Source organism: Parabacteroides sp. AM58-2XD, from assembly GCF_003463685.1.
Classification (GTDB): Bacteria; Bacteroidota; Bacteroidia; order Bacteroidales; family Tannerellaceae; genus Parabacteroides; species Parabacteroides segnis.
This window is the reverse complement of record NZ_QSDP01000042.1, coordinates 1-26960: the sequence shown is the minus strand read 5'-3', so window position 1 is coordinate 26960 and position 26960 is coordinate 1. Positions and strand designations below refer to the sequence as shown.

At 45.4% G+C, this 26960-nt stretch carries 13 protein-coding genes and 5 pseudogenes; 13 read left to right on the top strand and 5 right to left on the bottom strand.

Translation table 11 applies throughout. From position 1 onward, the window contains the following. Positions 1 to 18 precede the first annotated feature (18 nt). From leuC to leuB, 5 genes and pseudogenes are all read left to right on the top strand, one after another. Positions 19 to 1415, top strand: a pseudogene (leuC, locus tag DXA15_RS11780) (3-isopropylmalate dehydratase large subunit). A 33-nt stretch (positions 1416 to 1448) separates the two neighbouring features. Further along, positions 1449 to 2039 carry a 3-isopropylmalate dehydratase small subunit gene (leuD, locus tag DXA15_RS11775; RefSeq protein ID WP_128134139.1) on the top strand — a complete coding sequence of 197 codons (591 nt, stop codon included), beginning with the start codon at positions 1449 to 1451 and terminating at the stop codon, positions 2037 to 2039. Position 2040: 1 nt separating this feature from the next. Next, a complete protein-coding gene (locus tag DXA15_RS11770) occupies positions 2041 to 3552 on the top strand; it encodes an alpha-isopropylmalate synthase regulatory domain-containing protein (protein WP_128134138.1) in 1512 nt (503 codons plus the stop codon). An 18-nt stretch (positions 3553 to 3570) separates the two neighbouring features. Continuing rightward, positions 3571 to 4017, top strand: coding sequence for a methylglyoxal synthase (locus tag DXA15_RS11765; protein WP_007654467.1), 447 nt, complete (start codon positions 3571 to 3573; stop codon positions 4015 to 4017). A gap of 77 nt (positions 4018 to 4094) precedes the next feature. Then, a pseudogene (gene leuB / locus DXA15_RS11760) lies at positions 4095 to 5100 on the top strand (3-isopropylmalate dehydrogenase). A gap of 353 nt (positions 5101 to 5453) precedes the next feature. Here the strand turns inward: leuB and DXA15_RS11755 are convergent. After that, entirely contained in the window at positions 5454 to 6275 is an 822-nt protein-coding gene (locus DXA15_RS11755; RefSeq protein ID WP_128134137.1) for a tetratricopeptide repeat protein, read from the bottom strand. Positions 6276 to 6434: 159 nt separating this feature from the next. Between DXA15_RS11755 and DXA15_RS11750 the strand changes: the two genes are divergently transcribed. Continuing rightward, complete coding sequence (locus tag DXA15_RS11750) at positions 6435 to 7277, top strand: mechanosensitive ion channel family protein (protein ID WP_007654449.1); 843 nt, start codon at positions 6435 to 6437, stop codon at positions 7275 to 7277. A 231-nt stretch (positions 7278 to 7508) separates the two neighbouring features. Here the strand turns inward: DXA15_RS11750 and DXA15_RS11745 are convergent, their stop codons facing one another. Next, complete coding sequence (locus DXA15_RS11745) at positions 7509 to 9722, bottom strand: bifunctional (p)ppGpp synthetase/guanosine-3',5'-bis(diphosphate) 3'-pyrophosphohydrolase (RefSeq protein ID WP_128134136.1); 2214 nt, start codon at positions 9720 to 9722, stop codon at positions 7509 to 7511. 131 nt (positions 9723 to 9853) lie between these two features. Between DXA15_RS11745 and DXA15_RS11740 the strand changes: the two are divergent. The 4 genes and pseudogenes from DXA15_RS11740 to DXA15_RS11725 all read left to right on the top strand — a co-directional run bounded on the left by DXA15_RS11740 (position 9854) and on the right by DXA15_RS11725 (position 15005). Continuing rightward, positions 9854 to 11418, top strand: a pseudogene (locus tag DXA15_RS11740) (DUF4301 family protein). A gap of 221 nt (positions 11419 to 11639) precedes the next feature. After that, positions 11640 to 12734, top strand: a complete 1095-nt coding sequence (locus DXA15_RS11735; protein ID WP_128134135.1) for a PCMD domain-containing protein — start codon at positions 11640 to 11642, stop codon at positions 12732 to 12734. A 12-nt stretch (positions 12735 to 12746) separates the two neighbouring features. After that, the gene (locus DXA15_RS11730; RefSeq protein ID WP_128134134.1) at positions 12747 to 13532 is read left to right on the top strand and encodes a porin family protein; all 786 of its coding nucleotides are present in this window, start codon (positions 12747 to 12749) and stop codon (positions 13530 to 13532) included. Positions 13533 to 13655: 123 nt separating this feature from the next. After that, positions 13656 to 15005 carry a Gfo/Idh/MocA family protein gene (locus DXA15_RS11725; protein ID WP_128134133.1) on the top strand — a complete coding sequence of 450 codons (1350 nt, stop codon included), beginning with the start codon at positions 13656 to 13658 and terminating at the stop codon, positions 15003 to 15005. Positions 15006 to 15358: 353 nt separating this feature from the next. On the opposite strand, the gene DXA15_RS11720 is transcribed toward DXA15_RS11725, so the two are convergent. The 3 genes from DXA15_RS11720 to DXA15_RS26390 are packed head-to-tail and all read right to left on the bottom strand — an operon-like array spanning position 15359 to position 19324. After that, positions 15359 to 18274, bottom strand: coding sequence for a response regulator (locus DXA15_RS11720; RefSeq protein ID WP_233567201.1), 2916 nt, complete (start codon positions 18272 to 18274; stop codon positions 15359 to 15361). Between the two features lie 37 nt (positions 18275 to 18311). Further along, the gene (locus tag DXA15_RS26395) at positions 18312 to 19046 is read right to left on the bottom strand and encodes a two-component regulator propeller domain-containing protein (protein ID WP_233567207.1); all 735 of its coding nucleotides are present in this window, start codon (positions 19044 to 19046) and stop codon (positions 18312 to 18314) included. Continuing rightward, a complete protein-coding gene (locus DXA15_RS26390; RefSeq protein ID WP_233567200.1) occupies positions 19028 to 19324 on the bottom strand; it encodes a two-component regulator propeller domain-containing protein in 297 nt (98 codons plus the stop codon). The genes DXA15_RS26395 and DXA15_RS26390 overlap by 19 nt, the downstream gene beginning before the upstream one ends. A gap of 274 nt (positions 19325 to 19598) precedes the next feature. Between DXA15_RS26390 and DXA15_RS11715 the strand changes: the two are divergent. The 3 genes and pseudogenes from DXA15_RS11715 to DXA15_RS11705 all read left to right on the top strand — a co-directional run bounded on the left by DXA15_RS11715 (position 19599) and on the right by DXA15_RS11705 (position 26283). Beyond that, positions 19599 to 22794, top strand: a pseudogene (locus DXA15_RS11715) (SusC/RagA family TonB-linked outer membrane protein). 12 nt (positions 22795 to 22806) lie between these two features. Continuing rightward, a complete protein-coding gene (locus DXA15_RS11710) occupies positions 22807 to 24672 on the top strand; it encodes a RagB/SusD family nutrient uptake outer membrane protein (protein ID WP_128134132.1) in 1866 nt (621 codons plus the stop codon). Between the two features lie 25 nt (positions 24673 to 24697). Then, a pseudogene (locus tag DXA15_RS11705) lies at positions 24698 to 26283 on the top strand (sulfatase). Positions 26284 to 26960: the final 677 nt, after the last annotated feature.

Below are 26960 nucleotides of genomic sequence, written 5' to 3'. Positions count from 1 at the left end.
CATAATACATAATTAGCAATGAGCAAGACATTATTCGAAAAGATTTGGGAGAAACATGTGGTGGATACCCTGCCCGACGGAACGATCCAGTTTTACATCGACCGTCTGTTCTGCCATGAAGTAACCAGTCCGCAGGCATTTGCGGGGTTACGTGCCCGTGGCCTGAAGCCTTCCGACCGGAGCAGATTACTTGTATGCCGGACCATAATATTCCGACATTGAACCAGGAGAAACCGATCGAAGACCCTGTTTCCAAAAACCAGGTGGATACATTGGAAAAGAATGCGAAGGATTTCAACCTGACTTATTACGGTCTGCAACACCCCAAAAACGGTATTATCCATGTAGTAGGACCGGAAACTGGCCTGACTCAGCCGGGTATGACGATCGTTTGCGGTGACTCTCATACTTCTACCCACGGTGCCATGGGTGCAATTGCTTTCGGTATCGGTACCAGCGAGGTAGAAATGACATTGGCTACTCAGTGTATTATGCAGCGCAAGCCGAAGACGATGCGTATCACCATCGACGGCCGGCGCAAACCGGGTGTAACGGCAAAAGATTTCGCCCTATACATTATAAGTAAGATGACGACAGGCGGCGCTACCGGTTATTTCGTTGAATATGCCGGCGAAGCTATCCGCAACACAACGATGGAAGAACGTCTGACCATCTGCAACCTGTCTATTGAAATGGGTGCTCGCGGTGGTATGATCGCTCCCGACCAGGTCACTTTCGACTATCTGAAAGACCGTGAATTTTCTCCCCGTGCCGAAGCCTGGGAAAAGAAACTGGCTGAATGGCGTGAACTGTACAGCGATCCCGATGCTAAATTCGACAAGGAAATCGTTTTCCATGCAGAAGATATCGACCCGATGGTTACATACGGAACCAATCCGGGAATGGGAATGGGCATCCGCGAAAACATCCCGACGATGGAGAGCGTAGACGAAGCCGGCCGTATCTCTTATAAGAAATCTCTGGACTATATGGGCTTCACCGCCGGTGAACCTGTATTGGGCAAAAAGATCGACTATGTCTTCCTGGGAAGTTGTACGAACGGCCGTATCGAGGATTTCCGTGCTTTTGCCTCCCTGGTGAAAGGAAAGAAAAAGGCCGACGATGTGATCGTATGGCTGGTTCCGGGCAGCTGGCAGGTGGAACGCCAGATCCGTGCGGAAGGTATCGATAAGGTGTTGACGGAAGCTGGTTTCGAACTGCGTCAGCCGGGTTGCTCGGCTTGCTTGGCCATGAATGAAGATAAGGTTCCGGCAGGCAAATATGCCGTATCTACTTCAAATCGTAACTTCGAGGGCCGTCAGGGACCGGGTGCACGTACCATCCTGGCCGGACCGTTGGTTGCAGCGGCTGCGGCAGTGACGGGTAAGATCACCGATCCGAGAGATTTAATGTAATAAGATTACGAACTGAAAAATCAAGAGAACGAAATGAAAGAAAAATTCACGATAGTAACATCGACCTGTGTCCCCCTTCCTTTGGAAAATGTCGACACAGACCAGATCATCCCGGCCCGCTTCCTGAAAGCGACCACACGCGAGGGTTTCGGAGATAATCTTTTCCGCGACTGGCGTTATGACAAGGCCGGTAACCCTAATCCCAACTTTGTATTGAACCAGGATACTTATAAAGGTCAGATTCTTGTTGCCGGGAAGAACTTCGGTAGCGGTTCCAGTCGCGAACATGCTGCCTGGGCGATTGCCGGATATGGTTTCCGGGCGGTAGTCAGCAGTTTCTTCGCCGATATCTTCAAGAACAATTCGATGAACAACGGCCTTGTTCCGGTTGTTGTTTCTCCGGAGTTCCTGGCGGAGATATTTGCTTCTGTCGAAGCCGATCCGGAAGCAACGTTGACAATCGACCTGCCCGCGCAGACAATTACCAACAACGCAACCGGCAAAAGCGAATCCTTTGACATCAATGCCTATAAAAAAGATTGCCTGGTAAATGGCTTGGACGATATCGATTACCTGCTGGCTAATAAGTCGAAGATAGAAGCGTACGAAGCAAATAGAAAGTAAGATGGTAGAAATAATGGATACAACCCTTCGGGACGGGGAACAAACATCGGGTGTCTCTTTTGCGGCTCACGAAAAGCTCAGTATTGCGCAGATGCTGTTGGGGGATCTGGGAGTAAACCGCGTGGAGATTGCCTCTGCTCGCGTATCGGACGGAGAGTTCGAAGCCGTGAAGCGAGTGGCTGCCTGGGCCGAACGTACCGGAAATCTGCATAAGCTCGAAGTATTGGGCTTTGTGGATGGCGACGCCTCGCTCAACTGGATCGAATCGGCCGGTTGTCGTGTGGTAAACCTTCTCTGTAAAGGTTCGTATAAACACGTAACCGAACAACTCCGCAAATTGCCCGAACAGCATATTGCAGATATCCGTTCTGTTGTATCGCTGGCTACCGAAAAAGGTATTGAGGTTAATATGTATCTGGAAGACTGGTCGAACGGGATCAAAAACTCCCCCGATTATGTCTTCCAGCTGATCGATGCGTTGAAAGACCTGCCGATCCGACGTTTTATGCTGCCTGATACGTTGGGTATCCTGAATCCGGGCAATACGTACGAGTTCTGCAAACAGATGCTCGAACATTATCCCGGGCTTCATTTTGATTTCCATGCCCACAACGATTACGACCTGGCGGTAGCCAATGTCTATTCGGCAGTCCGGGCAGGAATACACGGTGTCCACACCACGATCAACGGTCTGGGCGAACGAGCGGGAAATGCACCGCTCAGCAGTGTGATCGCTGTGATAAAAGATCATCTGAACGGTCAGACCAGCGTGCGGGAAGAGAAGATCAATGCCGCAAGCCGCCTGGTCGAGACCTATTCCGGCATCCATATCGCCCCGAACCGTCCGATCATCGGTGAACATGTCTTCACGCAATGTGCCGGCGTCCATGCCGATGGCGATAGCAAAAACAACCTGTATTGCAACGACCTGATCCCCGAACGTTTCGGCCGTGTCCGCGAATATGCCCTCGGAAAGACTTCCGGCAAGGCGAATATCCGCATGAACCTGGAATCGTTGGGAATCGACGTGGACGACGAGTCCATGCGCAAGATCACCGAAAAGATCATCGAACTGGGTGACAAGAAGGAAATGGTGACGACGGAAGACCTGCCTTATATCATCAGTGATGTCCTTCACCATGATACAATGGCAGACCAACGTATCCGTATATTAAATTATTCCTTATCTTTGGCGCAGGGACTGAGGCCGGTAGCCACGCTGAAAATAGAGATCGACGGCGAGGCATACGAGGAATCCGCATCCGGCGACGGCCAGTACGACGCGTTCGTCCGTGCCCTTCGCAAGATTTATTCCGATCTGGGCCGCCCGTTCCCGATGCTGACGAACTATTCCGTATCCATTCCCCCCGGAGGTCGTACCGATGCCTTTGTGCAGACGATCATCAGCTGGAATTATGCCGGGATAGATTTCAAAACCCGCGGCCTCGATGCCGACCAGACGGAAGCCGCCATCAAGGCGACGCTGAAGATGCTGAATAAGATTGAACAATAAATATAGGAGGTATTAGTTATGAACAGAAAACTGACCATTGCGCTGGTAGCGCACGACAATCGTAAAGCTGACATGGTAGAATGGGCTGTACACAATGCAGAATTCCTTTCCCACCATCTTTTAGTATGTACCGGTACAACCGGCGGACTGATACGTAATGCTTTCGACGAGAAAGGTATTGCTGCCGAAGTAATCTGTATGCATTCCGGGCCGTTAGGTGGTGATGCAGAAATTGCCGCCATGGTGGTACGCAAGGAGGTGGATCTGGCGGTCTTCCTGATCGATGACCTGAACGCGCAACCGCACGAGGCTGATATTCAGATGTTGCTTCGCCAGTGTCGTGTTCATAATGTACCCATTGCTTGTAACCGTTACAGTGCCGACCTGATGATTACGAGCACCCTGTGGGACGATGATAGCTACGTCCCTATGGAACCCAAATATGTGCTATTTAAAAGAGACTAAAATAACAAACTGAAATGAAATTAAACATCGCAGTCCTTCCCGGCGACGGTATCGGTCCCGAGATTGTAGAACAAGGCATGAAAGCCGTTAAAGCCGTATGCGAAAAATATGGCCACGAACTAAGTTACAAACACGCTCTGGTGGGAGCGGTTGCCATCGATGAGACCGGCAACCCGTATCCGGATGAAACGCACGAACTTTGTATGCAGAGCGACGCCGTTTATTTTGGTGCGATCGGTCTCCGAAATATGATAATAACCCTTCCGCAAAGGTACGCCCCGAACAAGGACTGCTGGGAATGCGCAAGAAACTGGGACTTTTTGCCAATATCCGCCCGGTGACAACGTTCCCGTCGCTGTTGCATAAATCTCCGCTTCGTGCCGAACTGATCGAGGGAGCAGACTTTATGTGTATCCGCGAATTGACAGGCGGTATGTATTTCGGTCGTCCGCAGGTAGAAGCGAAGATGGAAACACGGCTTATGATACCTGTGTTTATACCCGTGAAGAGATCGAACGTATCGTTCGCCTGGCTTATCAGTATGCACAGAAACGCCGCAAGAAAGTAACGGTAGTCGATAAGGCGAATGTGTTGGCTACTTCTCGTCTGTGGCGTCAGGTAGCACAGGAGATCGAAAAGGAATATCCGGATGTGGAGACAGAATATATGTTTGTCGACAACGCCGCTATGCGTCTGGTTCAATGGCCGAAGAGTTTCGACGTGATGGTTACCGAAAACATGTTCGGTGATATCCTGACAGACGAGGCTTCGGTAATTACCGGTTCATTAGGCATGCTGCCTTCTGCTTCTATCGGTGTGCATACTTCCGTGTTCGAACCGATCCACGGTTCTTATCCGCAGGCTGCCGGAAAGAATATAGCCAATCCGCTGGCTACTATCCTAAGTGCCGCCTTAATGTTCGAATATGCTTTCAACCTGATGGAAGAAGGTGCATTGATCCGCGAAGCCGTTGCTGCTTCCATGGATGCCAATATTGTAACCGAAGATATCGCTGAAAATGGCAAAGCCTACAAGACCAGCGAAGTAGGGGACTGGATTGCTGAATATATTGCGAAAAAATAATAGGTTTGGAATTTATCAAATATGAATGTAGCGTCGTTGGTAAGGGCGTTCGCGAACCGCCCTTACGGTGTCAATGTAAGCCTGTAAGGCTTTAACAAACCAGCCCAGGGTTCTAACCCTGGGTTTATGAAAACTTACTCCTGCCTTTCCGCCCTGTAGGGGCGGTACAAGATAAATATCAACCCTTTCTACCTTGTTGCACCCCTACAGGGTGCCTCAAAAAGAAAAGGATTCAAAGGAACCCAGGGTTAGAACCCTGGGCTAGTTTGTTACAGGCCTACAGCCTGAAGACACCGTCACTAACTGGCTCATCCTATAATTGGCAGATAGCTCAAAACTTTCTAAATAGATTCTTATTTTGTCATCTTCATCAACTCGTCAATGATTGTTTGGTCATAGCCCATTTCCTGTGCTTTCAGGAAATCTTTTGCGGCGGATTCTTTTTCATACTGGGCCAGCTTCACTTTCCCTCTCAGCACATACAGGGAAGCGCTGGGAGTACTTTCAATAAATACCTTGTTAATATCTGCCATGGCGCGGGCGTTCTTGCCCATCATGAAGTACACATCGGCACGACCTTCATACAACAGCCAGTCACGGGGCATCTGGCTGATCAGGTAGTTGAAGATTCTTTCACTTTCCTCATAGTTACCACGCATCTTTTCAAGAATGGCATGTCCCAGACGGGCACGGACGGACTTTTCGTTCATTTCAAGTATTTTATCGAAATCCTGCTCCGCCCAGATATAATTCTTCTTTTGGATATAGATCAGTCCGCGACAGTAAAGAGCCTCTTCGTTTGTCGGTTCCACGATCAGTAAGGCATCGTAATCATTCAGCGCTTTCTCCGTTTCTCCCAACTCGGAGTAGAGAGAGGCGCGGTTCTCCAGGATAGTCGGATTGTTGGGACGTCCGCTGAGTGCGGCCGTATAGGAAAGCAGCGCATCTTGGAGCTTGCCCTGGCGGCGCTGGATACTTCCGAGGTTTGTCAACAAGGCATAGTTCATAGGGTTTCCCGGCTCCAGACGCATGGCGGCCCTCAGGCTTTCTTCGGCAGACACCAGATCTTTCTTATCCAGAAAGTCGTAACTTTTTTCAATCAGTTCCTCATACGATTGGGCAAAACAGTTAGTTGTTGCCAGGATAAAAGTGATGAATATCAGCAGTAATCTCATTCTCTTGTTTTTATCTGTTATTTGATCGTCGCAAAGCTACGCAAATATCTTGTTCTGCCGCCGGATTAAAAAAACTTTATACCTTTGCCACATTTTATAAGACTTTTCGATGCTTTGATTGTTATAAGATAAAAGTGTTTAATTAAAATAGATAGAAATATGATATTATTAGATGTGTTGGCATCCAATCCGAAATTGGAAGGTTTTATCAATTCCCTGATAGAGCAGGGTAGTCATTTAGGGTGGACAATTATTAAAGCTATCATTGTTTTCGTTGTAGGACGGTTTATTATCCGCATGATTAACAAACTTGTTCGCCGTATTTTAACGAAACGTGATTTTGATCCGTCTGTTAAAACATTTGTAGGAAGTCTGGTGAATGTTACGTTGATGATCCTGTTGATCATTTCCGTTGTAGGGGCGTTGGGAGTACAGACGACTTCATTCGCAGCATTGCTTGCTTCTGCCGGTGTCGCTATCGGTATGGCGTTGAGCGGAAACCTGTCGAACTTTGCCGGCGGGTTGATTATCCTTTTGTTCAAGCCGTATAAGGTGGGCGATTATATCGAATCGCAGGGTGTAGGCGGTACGGTGAGGGAGATTCAGATTTTCCATACTATTTTGCTTACGGCAGACAATAAAAATATTTTTATTCCGAACGGCTCATTGAGCAGCGGGGTGGTAACCAATATCGGTAATGAGCCGACGCGTCGTGTGGAATGGACTTTCGGTGTGGAATACGGGAGCGATTACGAGCATGTTAAGAGAGTGATCGAATCCGTTCTTGCACAGGATGCACGTGTTTTGAACGAACCGGCTCCTTTCATAGCCTTGAGTGCGCTGGCCGATAGCAGTGTCAATGTCGTTGTGCGTGTATGGGTAAAAAGTTCCGATTACTGGGGCGTTTATTTTGATACCAATAAAGCTATTTATGCAACCTTCAATGCTGAAGGTATCGGGTTCCCGTTCCCGCAACTGACGGTGCATCAGGCAAAAGACTGATTTTGTCCTTAAAATAAATCTTTTTGTTCAATAACCGTTGGGGTTCGTCTGACGGGCGGTAATACGTTTAATAGTTGAACAAAAAGATTTATCTTTGTCTATCAATTTAAAAGTGAATAACAGAAAATGTTTTTAAGGTAAAAATACAAAGAACTTTATTTTATTACTTTAGTATTAATTATTTGATTGTAAAAAAAGAAAAAGGCTCGACCGTTATGGCGAGCCTTTTTTTTATGAATTCAGGCGGTCTACCGTCTTGACTCCTTTGACTGATTTTATTTTCTTGACCAGCATATTCAGCGAATTGGTATCTCTCACCAGTACGGCAAAGTTACCCTGGAATATCCCGTCTACCGAATCTATGTTCAACGAACGGAGCGTGACGCCATTCTCTTTTCCGATCACCGAGGTGATGTTGGTGACGATCGCGATATCGTCCCTACCGACAACGCGAAGGGTTACCACATATCCGTTGTCGCCTTTTCCGCTCCATTTTGCACGGATGATGCGGTAACCGAAACGGCTGAACATCTCCTGCGCGTTCGGGCAATCCATCCGGTGGATCTTGATGCCCTGGGTAGAAACGAATCCGAATACTTCGTCGCCATAGATCGGGTTGCAGCATTTTGCCAACTTGTATTCAATCCCTGTCAGGTTCTTGTCGATTACCAGAACATCCTTGTTGGTGGATATTTCCTCCACTTCGGTGGTCGTGATGTATTCGCCGGCACTGCGGGTTTCCGAACGGTCGTTGGTCTCGGTTTCCTTGCGGACAAACTCCTGATATTCATCGATCACATTGTTCGGGTCGAGGCGTTCTTCGGCTATTTCGATGTAGAAGTCGGTGACGGTCTTGAATCCTTTCTTCTTGATGTAACGCATCAGATGAGGTTCTTCCATCTCGATCTTCCGGTTTTTGAAACGGCGTTGGAGCATCTCCTTGGCAAAGTCGACCGCTTTGGCTGTCTCTTCACGGAGGGCCTGCTTGATCTTTACACGGGCTTTGGAGGTGATGACGATGTTCAGCCAGTCGCGTTTAGGCGTCTGGGCTGGAGAGGTGATGACCGAAACCGTATCTCCGTTGTTCAGTACATATTTAATAGGTACGTTCTTTTCATTTACCTTGGCGGAAACGCATTTGCATCCCAGCTTTGAATGGATGGCAAAGGCAAAGTCGAGCACGGTGGCCCCTTTCGCCAGTTTGATCAGTTCGCCGGTCGGTGTGAAGACATAGATTTCGTCCTTATACAGGTCCATCTTGAAATCCTGCATCAGGTCGAGCGGGTTGTTCTCCTTCTCTTCCAGGGCGGCACGTACGGTATTGAGGAATTCGTCCAGTCCGCTTTCGGCTTTCACGCCTTTGTATTTCCAGTGAGCTGCCAGTCCGCGTTCAGCGATCTCATCCATCCGGCGGGTACGGATCTGCACTTCCACCCATTTGTTTTGCGGGCCCATGACCGTGATATGCAGGCTCTCGTATCCATTCGTCTTCGGAATGGAAATCCAGTCTTTCATACGGTTGGGGTTCGGCTGGTACATGTCGGTAATGATCGAATATACCTGCCAGCATTCCGAACGCTCTTTTTCAAGCGGAGTATCCAGCACGACACGGATCGCGAACAGATCGTATATACCTTCAAACTCGATCTTCTGCTTTTTCAACTTGTTGTTGATCGAGTGGATGGATTTGGTACGTCCTTTGATATCGAACTGTAAGCCGGTTTCCTGCAACTTTTTCTTGATAGGTGCAATGAATTCGGCTATATAAATGTCGCGTGAACGTTTGGTCTCGTTCAGCTTTTTCTTGATGAAATCATACTGTTTGGGATCGGTGTATTTCAGCGACAGATCTTCGAGTTCGCTCTTTATCGTATATAACCCCAGGCGATGGGCCAGGGGAGCATACAGATATGAAGCCTCGGTGGCGAGCCGCAGGCGGTCGTCCTCTTTCAACTGTTTGCCCAAGCGCATCAGGCAGAGGCGGTCGGCAATCATAATCAGTATCACCCTGACGTCTTCTGCAAAAGAAAAGAGCAGGTGATGGAAGTTCTCAGAATTGACGGCCGTATTGCGGGCATACAGATCGGAAGTCTTCAGCAGGCGCTGAATGATCAGCGTGACATCTGCGTCGAACGTCTTTTCGACCTCTTCCAGTGTAATAACCTTTTTCAGCACCGGGCGATAGAGCAGGAGGGCGATGACCGAAGTCCGTTTCAGCCCGATCTCCGTTGTTGCGATCAGTGCAGTATTAATATTGCGAATCAATCCGTTGATGCCGTTCTTGTCTCTTCCGTAACAGTCGAGTGCGACAACGCGCTGCATCAACTCTCTCATTTTCCGTATATCCTCTCTATGTAAAAAGGAGTAGAGGCTACGTACCAATTGTCTGTATTTTGAGAAGAAATCTTTTCTTTCTTCTTCCGTAAAGAATGGTTGTATGTCCATAGTTGCATCTTCTTTTTTACTGCCCATTTGAGGACAGGCGGTAAAACATACTGTAAAAGTATCTTTTTTCCTCGAATATCAATGCTATTCTAACAGTATTTTTATACATTTGCGAGAAGCATAGACGGAAAATGCTATGTCACAATGCGAAGAGTACTAATTTTAAAAGATATACTATGTTAAACGCAAACGATTTAAAGCAATTGGCTGATAAAGGAATCAGCGAACAGCAGATTGAAGAACAACTGGCCTGTTTCGTCAAAGGTTTCCCTTATCTGGAAATAGCCGCATCCGCATCAGTAGAAAAAGGTATAATGGTTGTATCGCAGGAGGACCAGGCAACTTATATGGATGCGTGGGATGCCTATCTTGCTAAAAATAAACGGATCCTGAAATTTGTACCTGCTTCGGGTGCTGCCAGCCGTATGTTTAAGAACCTGTACGAGTTTCTGTCAGCCTCTTACGATGTGCCGACCAGTGATTTTGAAAAGAAATTCTTTAGCGAGATTACCCGTTTCGCTTTTTATAATGCATTGAATGCCGTTTGCCTGGCAAACGAAGAAAAGGATATTCCGGCACTGATCGCTGCCGGCAATTATAAGGCGGTAGTTTTCAATTTGCTGGATGCCAAAGGTTTGAATTACGGACAGTTGCCTAAAGGTCTGTTGTTGTTTCACCGTGCAGGCGAAACGATCCGTACTGCCATGGAAGAACATCTGGCTGAAGGTGCCATGTATGCCAAGAACAATGCCGGTGAAGTAAATATCCATTTTACCGTATCTCCCGAACATAAGGCTTTGTTTGAACAGTTGGTATCAGAAAAGAAACAGGCATACGAAGAAAAGTTCTCGGTAGGCTATGATCTTTCTTTCAGTGTACAGAAGCCGAGTACGGATACGGTTGCCGCCGATATGGAAAACAATCCTTTCCGCGACAAGAATGGAAAATTGTTGTTCCGTCCGGGTGGTCATGGTGCTTTGATCGAGAATCTTAATGATATCGATGCCGATGTCGTTTTCGTAAAGAATATCGACAATGTCGTTCCCGACAGTTTCAAATGTTCGACTGTTATCTTTAAGAAAGTGATAGCCGGTGTGTTGGTTACTTTGCAGGAACGTATATTCAATTATCTGAATCTGATCGAAACAGGAAAATATTCACATGACCAGGTGGAAGAAATGATTCATTTCCTGCAGGATGACCTGTGTATCAAGAATCCGGATACGAAGTTGCTGGAAGATGCCGAACTGATTCTCTATATCAAGAGTAAACTGCTCCGTCCGTTGCGTGTTTGCGGTATGGTGAAGAATGTAGGCGAACCGGGCGGCGGTCCGTTCCTGGCACAGAATCCGGATGGCACTGTCTCTCCGCAGATTCTGGAAAGTTCGCAGATCGACCTGAAAGATCCTGCAAAGAAAGCGATGTTCGAACAAGGCACCCACTTCAATCCGGTTGACCTGGTATGTGCATTGAAGAATCATAAAGGAGAGAAATATAATCTGCCTGATTATGTAGATAAAAATACCGGTTTCATCTCTTACAAGAGTAAAGATGGTCGCGATTTGAGGCATTGGAACTTCCCGGTTTGTGGAATGGTGCAATGAGCGACTGGAATACCGTATTTGTAGAAGTCCCTATCGAGACTTTCAATCCGGTAAAGACTGTCAACGACTTACTACGGTCCGAGCATCAATGATCGGATCGATACCATAGTTAGTATAAAGGGTTAAACATTCGAAAAGGCGGACTTGCGAGAGCCCGCCTTTTTATATAGTAAATAGGAAGAAAGTCTGGTCTTCTCCCATAAAATATGTAATAAAAACATAATATTGCAGACAAATTCGAAAAAGGGAAGTAAATTTGCAGTCGCTTTATGGAAAAAGTAATTATTGGATTATTCACTAAAAAAGAAACAAAATGAAGCTGACACGCTTATTAACCTGTCTTTTTTTAAGTATTATGGGAATGTCCTGTATCCAGGACGAGGCGCCGAATGCAGAAGCTGATATCCTGACCTGTACAGTACCAGCCGACATATTGCGTCGCGATCCTATTATTACAAATGATAAGATTACATTGATGGTTAAATCAAATACTGATTTATCGAAACAATCGCCCGAATTTACTTTGACACCGGGAGCCTCTATTTCACCGGCTAGCGGAACGACGCTTGATTTTAGCGAACCGCAGTATTACACTGTCGTTTCGGAAGATGGACAATGGAAGAAACGCTATGAGGTGAATTATGTGATAACCGGTATCGGTACACAATATAGTTTTGAACAGGTCAGACATGAAGGTAAAGCTGGCTATGATGTTTTCTATGAAACAGATGATAATGGAAACACTATAATGGATTGGGCAAGCGGTAACCCCGGATTTGCTCTGACAGATGTAAATGCCCCCCGTGATACCTTTCCGACACTTTCTTCAGATAAAGGCTATAAGGATAATTGTGTAAGATTAGTAACCCGCTCAACCGGTGACTTTGGAAGTCGGTTAGGTATGCCGATTGCTGCCGGAAACTTGTTTATGGGTACATTCGATATTCTCAGTGCCGTAACGAATGCCTTGAAAGCAACTAAATTCGGTATGCCGTTCGAGTATGTACCGACTTATCTGACCGGATATTATAAGTACAAGGCAGGACCGGATTTCTCTGAATCAGGAAAGATCGTTCCCGGTAAAAAAGATATGTTCGATATCTATGCGATCTTCTATGAGACGACCGATGATGTGAAGATGCTGGATGGAACTAACAAATTCAGCCATCCCAACTTGATCTCTGTCGCACGGATCGAAGATGCAAAAGAAACGGATGAATGGACGCAATTCTATCTGCCGTTTAATATGCGACCGGGTAAAACTATCGACCGGGATAAGTTGAAAGCTGGAAAATATAATGTGGCGATTGTATTTTCTTCCAGTATAGAAGGTGATTTGTTCAACGGAGCAGTTGGCAGTACATTATATATAGATGAAGTCGAACTGATCCATTCTGTGGAAGAATAAACATAAAACAGTATGAAAAAACAATTAATTATAAGTATCCTGGGTTTATTATTGCTGACTAGCCATAGTCTGTTTGCCCAGAAAGACCAGAATGCCGGTATCATCAATTCATATCTGATCGGGTTGGAATATGAGGTAAAAGCCGGATTCAGTATCGGGGGGACGTCTCCATTGCCATTGCCGAAAGAGATACGCTCCATCGACAGTTATAACCCGACATTGCAGATTGCCATCGAGGGGAATGTAACGAAGTGGCTTAATCCGGCGCGCACTTGGGGGATTATGCTTGCTTTACGTCTCGAAACGAAAGGTATGAAAACAGATGCCCGTGTAAAGAATTACAGCATGGAGATCATCGGTGATGGTGGTGAACGTATGAAAGGCTTTTGGACCGGGCAGGTAAAGACAAAGGTAAATAACTCGTATCTGACTGTTCCTGTGCTGGCTGCCTGGCGGGTTTCTCCACGTTGGAAGTTGAATGCCGGACCGTATGTTTCCTATCGGATGGAAGGTAATTTTACGGGCGATGTGTACGACGGCTATTTGCGTGAACTCGATCCGACCGGTAACAAAGTCGTATTTGAAGACGGTAAAAGTGCTCCTTACGATTTTTCCAAAGACCTGCGTCGTTTTGCATGGGGGCTACAGCTGGGAGGCGAATGGAAAGCCTTCAAACATTTGAATGTGTATGCAGACCTGACCTGGGGTATGAACGATATATTCAAGAAAGATTTTAATACGATTACTTTTGCCATGTATCCGATTTATCTGAATATGGGCTTCGGTTATGCATTTTAAGCTATAATACAATATCATATCAGCGGGAATATTTCATCAAATATTCCCGCTTTTTTTTATTTATTACAATAAATTCTATACATTTGCGGTATTGATTTTTTAAGACCAATATAATTTAATACCATGAAAGAGAACGAGAAGAAAGGAATTTCCCGAAGAAAATTCCTCGGTTTGTCCGCACTAGGGCTAGCCAGTTTTACAATCCTTCCCAGCTGGTCGATCAATGGAGTGCGCATCGCACCGAGCGATCGGGTTGTTTTAGGCTTTATCGGGCTGGGGCAGCAAGGTTTATCCGATTTTACCAGTTTTTCCAATTGTCCGGGTGTGCAGGTTGCTGCCGGTTGCGATGTAGATTCCATGAAACGCGAACGTTTTGTGCGTAGAATTACGGCCTGGCAGAAGCAACAGGGCGTTGCGCCTCGTTGCGACAGCTATGAGTTTTATGAAGATATGCTGGAACGTAAGGACATCGATGCGATCGAGGTGGCAACTCCCGACCACTGGCATGCTTTGACTACCATTCATGCCTGTCAGGCGGGAAAAGATGTTTATTGCCAGAAACCGTTGGCTTATACAATTGCCGAAGGTCTGGCGATGGTAAAAGCCGTCCGCGATAACAAGCGGGTGCTGCAAGTGGGAAGCCAGCAACGTTCGAGCGAAGAGTTTCAGAAAGCGATCGAGTTGGTTCGTAATGGAGCGATCGGTCATGTAGAGAAAATATATGCCCGTGTCGGTGCACCTCCAAAACCGTTGGATCTGCCGGAAATGCCTGTGCCGGGAAATCTGAACTTCAATCAATGGATGGGACCGTTGAATGATCCGAAGGTACACTATCATCCGGATCTTTGTCCTCCGATCTCTCTCGATCCGGAGCAGAACGAACAGTTGTGGGGAGCCTGGCGTTGGTATCAGGAAACCGGTAATGGCTTTACGGCCGACTGGGGTGCCCATATGTTTGACATCGCTCAGGCTGCTATCGGTATGGACGGTTCCGGTCCGGTAGAATTTACTCCGGCAGGTTATAACGGACAGAAATATGCTTCCATGAAATATGCCAACGGTATTGTGATGACCGAACAACCCTATCGGGAAGATAATGAGAATGCTCAGGGTATCCAGTTTATCGGTGATAAAGGATGGCTGAAGGTAGCACGCGGTTATATCGAATGTTCGGATCCTTCCTTGTTGAAAGCCAAGAAGAAAGAAGTCGGTAAAGGGGAATATGAAGTAAGTTCGCCTCATATGCAGAATTTTATCGATTGCGTTCGTTCACGTGAGAATCCGATTGCTCCGGTAGAGGTAGGTTGCAGCACTAATACGCTTTGTTGTCTGGCAAATATTTCCCGCGAACTGAACCGTCCGGTAAAATGGAATCCGGCTACATTAAGTTTCGTCAATGATAAGGAAGCCGCTGCACATCGGTTGTACTGGTATCAGTATCGCAATCCTTATACATTGCCTTACTGGAAATAAATGGGGGGTAATTATAGAAAGATTTGAGCTATCTGCTAATTATAGGATGAACCAATTAGTGACGGTGCCTTCAGGCTGTAGGCCTGTAACAAACTAGCCCAGGGTTCTAACCCTGGGTTCCCTTGAATCCTTCTCTTTCTGAGGCACCCTGTAAGGGTGCGACAAGATGGAAATGGTTGATATTTATCTGTTTCGCCCTTACAGGGCGGAAAGATAGGAGCGGGTTTTTATAAACCCAGGGTTAGAACCCTGGGCTGGTTTGTTAAAGCCTTACAGGCTTACAGTGTCAATGTAGAGGGTCGTCGCGACGCCCTTACCAACGATGCTATATTCATATTTGTCAAATATCGAATCTAATCTTCTCTTTCGCTATCGCATTCTTTTGTTGTTGCCTTACTATTCCTGTATTGCGATGGCGGCATGCCTTTGAGCTGTTTGAACAGCGTGCTGAAATGGCGGGGATACTCGAATCCTACAGTTTCGGATATCTCTGTGATATTCATGGAAGAGCCAACCAGTAGCTGGCTGGCTTTATCTATGCGGATCATATTGATATAATCGTTAACCCCCATATTAGTTAAGGCCTTTAGCTTGGCATAAAGCGGCGTACGGCTCATTCCCATCTGCGTGGTAAGGAACTTGACATCGAGTTCACGCGATGAAAGGTTGTCGTAAATCAGCTTGTTCAATTTTAGCATGAACTCTTCGTCCAGGTTGTTTGTCTGTGAAGGGGTTGCTTCCGGAGGAAGTAAATGGCTTTCTTTATATTTCTGCCTGATCGCTTCCCTGTTTTTTAGCTGGTTTCTGATGACTGCCAGTAATAATTCCATATCGAAAGGCTTTGCCAGATAAGCGTCCGCTCCCAGTTTGTATCCCATTGTCGTGCTATCCAGATCACCCCTGGCAGTTAAGAGTATAACAGGAATATGGCTGGTTGCCATATCTTCCTTTATCTTTTTACACAATTCATAACCGTTCATCTTCGGCATCATAATGTCGCTGACGATGATGTCCGGATGCTTCTGGTTAATTATTTCAATGGCCTCTTCTCCGTCGCCTGCCACATAGACATTTTTGAATGATTCCTGTAAGGATTCTTTTAGGAACGAACTTAATTCCTTCTTGTCTTCTACGATGATGATAGAATAATGGTTTGTAGAGAATGTCTCCGCTTCGGATGGTGTTTCAACCGGGAACCATACGTCTTGCCGGTTTTCTTTTTCTATGTTTTCATTCTCGGCATCGAGTGGCAGTTCAAAGAAGAAAGTGGCTCCGCAGTCTTCATTGTTCATGGCACCGATCGTTCCTTTGTGCCTTTCTATCAGAACTTTGGAGAAAGAGAGTCCTATCCCGCTTCCCGACTGGTTGTGGTTGCCCTGATAGTAGCGGGTAAAGAGTTTATTGGCATCGAGATTACCCAGACCGATTCCCTGGTCGGCTACGCTTACCCGGACTTTACCATCCAGTAATTCGCTGGATACGGTGATCGTCGTGTCCGAAGGGCTGAACTTCAGCGCATTCATTAATAGGTTCGATAAGACGGTCGTACATTTGGGACCGTCGAACGAAACTTGTCCGATATGTTCATCCAGTTGGTAGTCTATCCGGATATGGCGGGCTTCCAGTTCGCTTTCAAAATCTTTGGCGACGGAAAAGATCCATTCGTTCAGTTGATGGGGCGTTTTGTGCAACGTATTCTTCGCCTCCTTCAGGCTGCTCATATCCAATACCATATTGATGGTGTTCCGCATATCCAGCACCTGTTTGTATATGCCGGATAATTGTCCTTTCAGATTTTCCGGTTCATTCCAGCCGTTTTTGTCGAGTATCCTTTTCAGAGGTGCGTAAATCAGTGTTAGCGGGGTACGCAGTTCATGGCTGATGTTGATGAGAAAGCGTACCTTTTCCTCATTCATCTTATTGGTGTGCTCTTTCATCTGCCATTTCATTTTCCGGTTTCTGCACCGCCTCGCTATGCGTTCGGACCAGAAAAGAAAGAGGATTAACAGGATGATGAAAATGACAAAGACGTAGGGGCGTTGATACCAGGGAGGTGTTACCGTGATATGAAGTACTTCGACCGGTTCGCTCCATTCTCCGCTTTTCGAGTTGCAGGACACCAGGATGGAGTAGTTGCCCGGAGCCAGCATACGCAGTGAAAGGACATGGTTGTATGTTTCGGTGTATTGTTGATCGGTTCCGTTAATCATATAACGGTATAGTTTGCTGCGGAACACATCTTTTTCCATCGAGATGACTTTTATTTCAATGGAGCTGTGCGTATGGGGAATCGTTATCCGGTTATGACCGTTTTCCAGCTGGTCGATACAGGAGTTTCCGTTCAGCAACACGTCCATCAGCCTGACTTCGGGCAGCGGCTCTTCTTTGGTCGGTATGTTTTTATTGATACGTAGCAATCCGGAGGCGCCACCCAGATAGATATAATCGGAGATGGACGAAACCTGGTATTTATAGATGAACTCATTCGTCGTATAACCGTCCGATTCTCCCCAGGAGGCGAAACGTTTCTTTTTGAGATCGTATGAGAATAACATATTGCGGGCACCGATCCAAAGACGTTCCTGTTCGTCCAGTAGCAAGGTAGAGACACTGTTGAACAGTTTGGTTTCAATCTTGGTGAATTCCTTTGTGTTAGAATCGAAATAACCGAAACCATACTCCGTTCCGATCCAGAAAATACCGTTCTTGTTGCGTGCTACCGCTTTGATCGCTTCATGTCCTCCGATGCTGAGGAGGATATGTAGCGTGTCGCTGCCGTGATATACTTCATACAGATTGTTGCTTTGGATGATAAAGGCCGATTTATCGTCGGCACAAACCATTTTCATCGGACCTACGGCCAGCTTCTTCCCGTCTATCTTCAGGAAAGAGAACTTACCGGTCCGGAAACTATGGCTGACTGCATTTTTACCCAGAAAATAAGCCCATTCGTCGGTAACCCTATAAGCCAGTGAGGCATTTCCTCCGTGAAACTGGTCGACCGTCGTGGCTTCGTCGATCAGATAGAAGGGCCGGTGGTAGTTTCCTGTTTCTTTATTAAAGAGATACATACCTTTGGTATATAGGGAAACGAGTAATTCTGAGTCCGAATAATCTGTAATAGATACGACTTTATCTCCGTAAGTGGATGGATAATGTTTGAAGGTATCGGTATAAGGATCGTATTGGTTGATACCGCCTCCGTCTGTCCCCAGCCACAAGCGTCCCCGTTTGTCTTCGTGGATACTGATGACTGATATATCGCTCAATCCGTTGGTATTGTTGCGCGGAACATCCGTATATGTTTCATGAAACTTCTTTGATACCGATCATACCGCCTCTGACTGTCCCTACCCAGATATTATCCTGTTTGTCTTTATAGATGCATTTGACGGAATTTACCGGAAGCGTGTTCCTGTCTCCCGGCGTATGGACAATGGCTGTAATATCGGAGGTGTTTTCCAGATCCATAATATTGATTCCTCCGCCATCGGTCGTTATCCAGAGTTTGTTATTTATCTCTAGAAAGTCAAGTACCAGGTTATTATTTAATTTGGAATTTCCCGTATGGATATGGTAAAGCTTTTTTCCATCCGGAGCGTAACAAACGAAGCCTTTATTATAGGAGGAAAGATAAAGCCTTTTCTTACTATCTAGATAAACCGCATTCAGGTCTCCCGTTTGGATCGGATAATCGGTAGGAGTTATCTGATCGGTAACCGGGTTGTATCTGAGGATACCGTTTCTGCGTGAGATAAGCAATACTTCGTCTTTGTCCCAGGGACGAATATAATAAGGTATAAAATCGGATGAGTCTTTTTGAAGGACGGGTCTTTTATGAAGAGTCCGACTTTTGCCGTCATAGATATACACTCCTTCATCAGCTGTGAAAAGGATGGAGCCGGAGAATGTATGGAATGAATTTGTTGTGATTATCTTATCTTCGAATTTGACAGGGCGGAATGAGTCGCTGCTTTTATCGTATAAGGTTAATCCGTTATTGGTGGAAACCCAGATATTGTTCAATGAATCTTCCGCAATGAAATAAATCGTATTTCCCGGCAGGAATAAGGGTTATCCTTTTCATGGAAATAACTTTTCATACCGTAACGGTCGAAACAACTCAATCCGGAGGCCGTCCCGATCCATATCAATCCTTTATTGTCTGCCAGGATACAATTCACTGTTGTTTGCGATAAACCTTTGTCCAGATTCAGCTGCTGGAAAAAATAGCTGGGGGTTGCTCCTTTTGTATATCCTATACAGAAGTAAAACAAAAACAGGAATTGTAATAATTTTATAATAGGGATGCTTCTCATCGTACTTTATTTCTAATAAGTGCAAATGTAATAAAACCGATCTAAAATAGAAAACATTCAGTGTAAACAGAACTTTGGGATGGTTTTTGACATGAAAAGTACGATTGTTGACATCGGTATGTCTCGGAAAGTGCAACTTTGCCTTTGCAAATATTAACTAAACAGAGCGTGCTTATGAAATAGGGTTAATTCGATGTTATTGGATATAGGTGAATTTGAAAAAACTTACCTGTCTTGAGAATTAAATTATGTTGTTTACTAAATTTATTGTTTTATGAAAAAATCTTTTCTAACATTCTTACTGATGTTGTTTTGCTTGGCAGGTTTTGCTCAGCAAACAGTAACGGGGGTTATCCTCGAAGAGGCAACTTCCGAACCTTTGGCCGGAGCAGCTGTTCAGGTGAAAGATTCACAGAACGGTACGATTGCCGATGCCGATGGCCGTTTTTCTATCTCGGTATCACCCGGACAAACATTATTAATATCTTATATTGGTCTGATCCCTCAGGAAATCCTGATAAAGGAAGGCATGAAGGATTTAACGATCAAGATGCTTAGTGATGCGGTTGATATTAATGAAGTAGTTGTTGTCGGTTATGGCGTGCAGAAGAAAGTGAATCTGACCGGTTCCGTATCTTCCGTTAAGGGAGATGTGCTGGAACGTCGTCCTGTTGCCGATGCCGTACAGAGTTTACAAGGGATGGTTCCGGGTTTGCTGGTAAGCAATTCCGATGGTGGCCGTCCGGGTGGAGCCGGTACTTTGACATTACGCGGACAAGGTAACCTGGATAATAATGCGGCCCCTTACGTCCTGGTCGATGGTGTGGAAATGAGCCTCACCGATGTAAACCCCAGTGATATTGAAAATATATCCGTATTAAAAGATGCGGCTGCTTGTGCTATCTACGGTGCACGTGCCGCTTACGGTGTGATTCTTGTCACGACAAAGAAAGGGGAAGAAGGTAAAACGCGCATCAACTACCAGGGTACGGTCGGTTGGAGTACACCGACTGTTCTGCCGGATATGGTCAATTCGTATGATTTTGCACAATACTGGAATGCCGGTGTAACCAATGCCGGTTCTCCGCGTTTGTACAGCGATGAGAAACTAGCTTTGTTACAGCAGTATATCAATGATCCGAGCAGTGTCGATCCGTGGTTCGAACTGCCTGCCAATTCCAATATGAACCCGGCTTTCGAAAACTCGGAGTCTGGTGTCGGTAATGTGAACTATTTTGATTTGCATTATAAGAACTGGGCGTTTAAACAGAATCATAATATCAGCCTGAGCGGTGGTGGTAAGGCTGCACAATATTATATTTCAGGTGGTTACTATTCGGAAGACGGAATCCTCCGTTATGCCGATATGGATTATAAACGGTATAATTTTGCTGCCAATGTTACTTCGCAGCTGACTAGTTGGATGAAGTTGAAAGTGAATACCAAATTCATGCATTCCGACCAGAATACTCCGTTTGGTGACGGTGGTATCAGCGAAGGTTTCTATCATTCACTGGCTCGTTTCCGTCCCACAGTTTCTCCGGTCGACCCGAACGGTCATTTCACGGAACTGACAATGATTCCTTATCTGCAGAGCGGAACCTATACAAATACACAGCGTGATAATATGAATATCACTGCCGGTTGGATATTCAACCTGTTAAGAACTGGTTATATTCTTCGACTATACCTATAAATTAGGAAATAAAGAATACGAAGCACTAAATGTCAGTCCGCTTATTTATGGTGCCGACGGTGTCAGTACTTCAAAAGGTGTTCGTGCGGAATTGGGTATGTCTCCTGATGGTAAGTTTACCCGTAGCTATGACCGTACACGTTATCAGTCGATCAATTTGTATACAAATTATCTTTTCAGCTTGGCTGAAAAGCACAACTTTACAGTAATGGCTGGTTTTCAGGAAGAAGATTATGAGTTCAGTCTGATGAAGAACTCCATTACCGGCCTGTATTCGACCAGCAATCCGAATGTCGGTATGGGAACCGGCGACAAGACTGTCATCGATACCCGTAACGGTTGGGCAACCCGCGGTTTCTTCGGACGTATCAATTATGATTATGACGGACGTTATCTGGTTGAACTGAACGGACGTTATGACGGCTCTTCCCGTTTTGCCTCAGGCAATCGTTGGGGATTCTTCCCTTCCGTCTCTTTGGGATGGAACATTACCCGCGAACAATTCATGAGTTCTGTGACTGATGTACTGTCAAACCTGAAACTGCGTGCTTCCTATGGTTTGCTGGGTAACCAGGCCGGTGCTGCCTTGTATACTTTTGCCGCAACAATGGAGTTGAACAATAAGTTGGGCAATTATATTTTCTCTGACGGACGTCATATCTTTACACGGGCTCCGGGTGTTGTGAATCCGACTACTACCTGGGAAAAGGTGGAAAGTAAGAATATCGGTCTCGACTTTGGATTCTTAGGGAACTCTTTGACCGGTACACTCGATGTTTTCCAGCGTGATACAAAGGATATGTTAGGGCCCGGCGTCGACTTTCCGGATATTTTCGGAGCAGATGCACCTAAGACCAATAATGCACGGATGAGAAACCGCGGTTGGGAGCTTGCCCTGAATTATCGCGGACAGATCGGTAGCGATATTCAGTATACGATCGGTGGTTCATTGTCGGATGCAACTTCAGAAGTAACGGAATATGCCAACCCGACCGGAACAAATCCGAAAGAAAACTGGTATACCGGTAAAAAGGTGGGCGAAATCTGGGGGTATCGTGCCGACGGTCTGATCCAGACACAGGAAGAAGCAGATGCTTATAATGAAAAGTATGACTTGTCATTTATCAGTGGTAAACCCTGGACTCCGGGTGATGTGAAATATCGTGACCTGAATAATGATAATAAGATCAATAACGGGACAAATACATTGGATGATATGGGCGATATGACGGTAATCGGTAATACGACTCCGCGTTATCAGTACACAGTTAACGGTTCTATCAGTTGGAAAGGCATCAGCCTGAGCATGATGTTCCAAGGAGTTGGCAAACGTGATTGGGATCCGGGAACAGGCGCTTACTTCTGGGGAAGCGGTCCCTATGCACAGGTAACTGTGTTTAAGGAACATCTGGATTTCTGGAGTGAATCGAATCCGGGAGCTTATTATCCGAAGCCCTATATCCATACAGCAGGCGGTGTTGTTCCGTTCCGTGATAAAACAATGACTACCAGCGACCGATATATTCAGAGTGGTGCTTATTGCCGTTTGAAAAACCTGACAATCAGCTATGACCTTCCTGCTATCTGGACGAATAAAGTAGGTATGCAGAAAGTTCAGGTATTCTTCTCTGGTGAAAACCTGCTGACCTTTACAAAACTGAAAGGTATGTTTGACCCGGAAGCGATCTATACAAAGAACGACTACACCAGTGAGGGTGGTAAGAACTATCCGATGAACCGTGTAGTATCTGTAGGCTTGGTTGTTAACTTATAATTTAGAGATCATATGAAAAAAAGAAATATATTTTTAGGCGTGATTCTGGCTTTCAGCCTAACATCCTGCTTCGATATGGATAAAATGCCGGAAGGCGTACTTTCGACTGCGCAGCCTTTCAGCAGTACAGGTGAAATGAGAAATTATCTGGACATGTTTTATCAGATAGGCAATCCGAAATATGAAGATGATAAAATAAAAGTAAATTTTGGTAACGGCTTGCGGGGACAAGACTTCGGTGCCGGTGGTAGTGGTGACGGTATTGCCGGTTCTGATATAAATAGTGATAATATGTCATCCAGTTCTGTTAGCTCGCGTCTGGTAGGGGAGACTACTTTGAGCGGTGCAGCCAAACTGACCAATTATACGGCTATCCGTAATTTGAACTTTTTATTAGCCAATTTAGATAACTGTGTGGAACAGGGAAGTCCCGATTATGATCAGTATGTCGGCGAAGCCTATTACTTCCGGGCCTGGTACTATTACAGGATGTTTGTGGATTATGGCCCATTGACATGGGTAAGTACTCCGCTTGACCCTAATGAAGAAGAGATGCAGTTACCTCGGGATAGCCGGACCGTAGTGGCGGATAGCATTTTGGCCGACCTGGACAAGGCTATTTCTTATTTGGGTATACAGAATAATAGTGCTTCCATGCGTGTCCATAAGGATGTTGCCCGTGCATTGAAGAGTGAAGTGGCTCTTTTCGAGGGTACCTGGGAGAAATATCATAAGGCAAAAGGCGATAAGTTTTTTGATCCTTCCGTAACGGATGAAAAGATTCGCGGGTACTTTACACAGGCTGCCGATGCCGCCAAAGATGTAATGGATCGCGGAGTATGGAAAATATATTCTACTGGTAACGAACTGGATGACTACCGCCAGATGTTTCAAACCACCGACTTATCGGCTAATTCCGAAGTACTTTGGTTTAAAATGTATGATGGCGATCAGGTGGGTAACAGTGTAAATCGTTATCTGAACCAGGGAGGAGGTAGCATCGGTGTTACTGCATCTTTGATCGATGATTATCTGACAAAAGATGGCAAACCGTTTATCGGTGCAGCATTGGTAAATGCAAAGAAGGTGTTTGGTGATGAGTTATTGCCTACCGTACGTGATCCGCGTTTGTCGCAGACGATCTGTACGCCCGGACAACAACTGCGTCCGGATGATTTGCCTCCTTACTATGTCGTTCCGCCACTGATTGGTACTTCGTCTTACAATCAGAATATGACAGGTTATTCTTTACTGAAATATGTACAGATCGATTATACCGGTAGCCTGGATGCTGAAGCTAAAGGAGCAACCCCGGCAATCCAGTTCCGTTATGCCGATATCCTGTTAAATTATGCCGAAGCGTTGGCCGAGTTGGACGGAGCGGCCAATTCTCAGAAAATAATTGTAGCTTTGCAACCGTTACGTGACCGCGCCGGTATGCCTGCCGTAGATTTTGATCGGGAGTATAATCAGGAAGCTGATTATCCGTTCCGTCATCTGGATAAATATATTCAGGCTGTCCGCCGTGAACGTCGTATCGAGAAAGCCTGTGAAGGCCGTCGTCTGGAAGATATTCTTCGTTGGGCTGCTGCCGAAGAACTGATCGTTGGCAAATGGCCGAAAGGTGCCTTATTTACTGGAAGTAACCTGGAAAACCATCCCGCATTTGGCGGTAAGTTGGTTTACGACCAGGCTTCCGGAAACAATCTCTTCCTGACAGGTAAACCGGGTGACGCACTTCGTTATGTTGTGCCCAGCAATCCGGCAGGTTATGAGCAGGGATGGCGGTTTAATGTAGGTCGCGACTATTTGTTGCCTATTCAACCTCGTATGTTGTCTTTGACAGGAGGTAAATGGGAACAGAACCCGGGATGGTAATCTAATTTATACAAGTATATAGAATATGAAGAACATTAGGTCTAAAGTATTATTCTCATTAACGGGAGCAGCGGTGTTAGCATCGCTGCCTTCCTGCAAAGAGAAAAAAGCAGGGGCAGAGGAGGCTAAGAAGCCAATGAATATCCTCTACATTATGTGTGATGATCATTCGTTTCAGACAATCAGTGCGTATGATCATCGGTTCATCGAGACTCCGAACATCGACCGCATCGCCAAAGAGGGAGTCCGTTTTACCAACAGTTTCGTTGCCAACTCGTTGAGTGGTCCCAGCCGTGCCTGTCTGCTGACCGGTAAGCATAGCCATTCAAACGGCTTTACCGACAACACGAAAACATTCGACGGCGGACAACAGACGTTCCCGAAACTATTGAAGCAAGCCGGTTACCAGACCGCTATTGTCGGTAAATGGCACCTGACATCCGAACCTACCGGGTTCGATTACTGGAACATATTGATAGGACAGGGCGATTATTACAATCCTTATTTTATCGATAACGGAGAAAAGAAACAAATAGAAGGATACGCCACCAATATAACAACCGATCTGGCTATCGACTGGATGGACCAGAAAAGGGATAAGAACAAACCGTTCTGCCTGCTCCTGCATCATAAGGCTCCGCACCGTACCTGGATGCCGGATACCTGCGATCTGGAATTGTATAAGGATGTTGTTTTCCCAATACCGGAAACTTTCTACGACAAATATGAGGCCGTATAGCCGCTTCGCAGCAGGAAATGAGTGTCATTAAAGACATGGATCTGGTGTATGACCTGAAACTGGCTGACAAAGAAAACGAGATCCACTCCAATCCGGGATTGGAAAAAGCCGGACGTAATATGTACAACCGGATGACTCCGGAACAGAAAGCCGCCTGGGACAAGCATTATGACCCGATCATCAAAGAGTTCAAGGAAAAGAAACTTTCCGGCAAGGCGTTAGCAGAATGGAAATACCAGCAGTATATGCACGATTATATTCGTGTCATCCATTCGGTAGACCGTAATGTAGGTCGTGTATTGGATTATCTGGAAAAGAACGATCTGCTGGATAATACGATTATCGTTTATACATCCGATCAGGGATTCTATATGGGTGAACACGGTTGGTTTGACAAACGTTTCATGTATGAAGAATCTTTCCGCACACCGATGTTGGTTCGCTATCCGGGTGGCATAAAGGGTGATATTCCTGAAATGGTTCAGAATATCGACCATGCCGCTACCTTCCTCGAACTGGCAGGCGCTCCGGTTCCTGAAGATATCCAGGGTGATTCTTACCTGCCGTTGCTGAAAGGCGAGCATCCGAAAGACTGGCGTACTTCCTTGTATTACCATTATTATGAGTTCCCGGCCGAACACATGGTAAAACGTCATTATGGCGTACGTACAGACCGTTATAAATTAATGCATTTCTATAATGACATCGACGTATGGGAACTTTACGACCTGCAAAACGACCCGATGGAAATGAATAACATTTATAATAAACCCGGTACGGAAGAAATCACCAAACAGTTGATGGACGAACTGCACAAATTGCAGAAACAATATAACGATCCTATCGAATCGGAATTAGCAAAGAAAAGCTAACAGAATAAGTGAAATAGGTAAAGGAGATGTGGATAGTTGAACCCCTGGAGTCGAACAAAAAGGCTTCAGGGGTTCTTTTTATATATATCGTATAAATGCTTTATTCGCTTAAACATCTCAATAAAAGTTTATCAAAATAAATCCTTCATCTATATGATATCTTGTTGGTTATCTTTATGTTACTGATAATAAATGATGAACAAGATGAAGGAAATGGCTTTGTTAACAGGTAGAAAAGAAGTAGGAGTCCGGTAATAGATAATTAGGTATATCCTAATAGTCTGCTATTCTGTAGGTTATATATGCGTTGTTGTTTGTCATATGTCGAACGCTTATCGCACAATTATCGAACAAGCGTTCGACAGATGGCAAACAAGTGTCAGATAATTGAAAAACAAGAAAGAAGAAAGCATATCAGGACTAAGGGTTCACTGGCTCTGTATTAGAATAAGATATGCTGACAGATAATCTTCCGGTAGATATTTACCTTTTTATGGTATTGGAAGCTATCAATTATTAGCTAAAAATCAGGGATTGAAAAGCGTTTCCTTCATTTTGTTCATTATTTATTATCAGTAACATAAAGATAACCAACAAGATATCATATAGATGAAGGAATGAAGGATTTATTTTGATAAACTTTTATTGAGGGAATATATCAATAATTGTATCATTCT

Coding starts and splice junctions, on each gene's coding strand:
- DXA15_RS26390 (WP_233567200.1), bottom strand. CDS start 19,324: ATGAGAAGCATCCCTATTATAAAATTATTACAATTCCTGTTTTTGTTT.
- DXA15_RS11750 (WP_007654449.1), top strand. CDS start 6,435: ATGATATTATTAGATGTGTTGGCATCCAATCCGAAATTGGAAGGTTTT.
- DXA15_RS11745 (WP_128134136.1), bottom strand. CDS start 9,722: ATGGACATACAACCATTCTTTACGGAAGAAGAAAGAAAAGATTTCTTC.
- DXA15_RS11755 (WP_128134137.1), bottom strand. CDS start 6,275: ATGAGATTACTGCTGATATTCATCACTTTTATCCTGGCAACAACTAAC.
- DXA15_RS11730 (WP_128134134.1), top strand. CDS start 12,747: ATGAAAAAACAATTAATTATAAGTATCCTGGGTTTATTATTGCTGACT.
- DXA15_RS11725 (WP_128134133.1), top strand. CDS start 13,656: ATGAAAGAGAACGAGAAGAAAGGAATTTCCCGAAGAAAATTCCTCGGT.
- DXA15_RS11710 (WP_128134132.1), top strand. CDS start 22,807: ATGAAAAAAAGAAATATATTTTTAGGCGTGATTCTGGCTTTCAGCCTA.
- DXA15_RS11765 (WP_007654467.1), top strand. CDS start 3,571: ATGAACAGAAAACTGACCATTGCGCTGGTAGCGCACGACAATCGTAAA.
- DXA15_RS11770 (WP_128134138.1), top strand. CDS start 2,041: ATGGTAGAAATAATGGATACAACCCTTCGGGACGGGGAACAAACATCG.
- DXA15_RS11735 (WP_128134135.1), top strand. CDS start 11,640: ATGAAGCTGACACGCTTATTAACCTGTCTTTTTTTAAGTATTATGGGA.
- leuD (WP_128134139.1), top strand. CDS start 1,449: ATGAAAGAAAAATTCACGATAGTAACATCGACCTGTGTCCCCCTTCCT.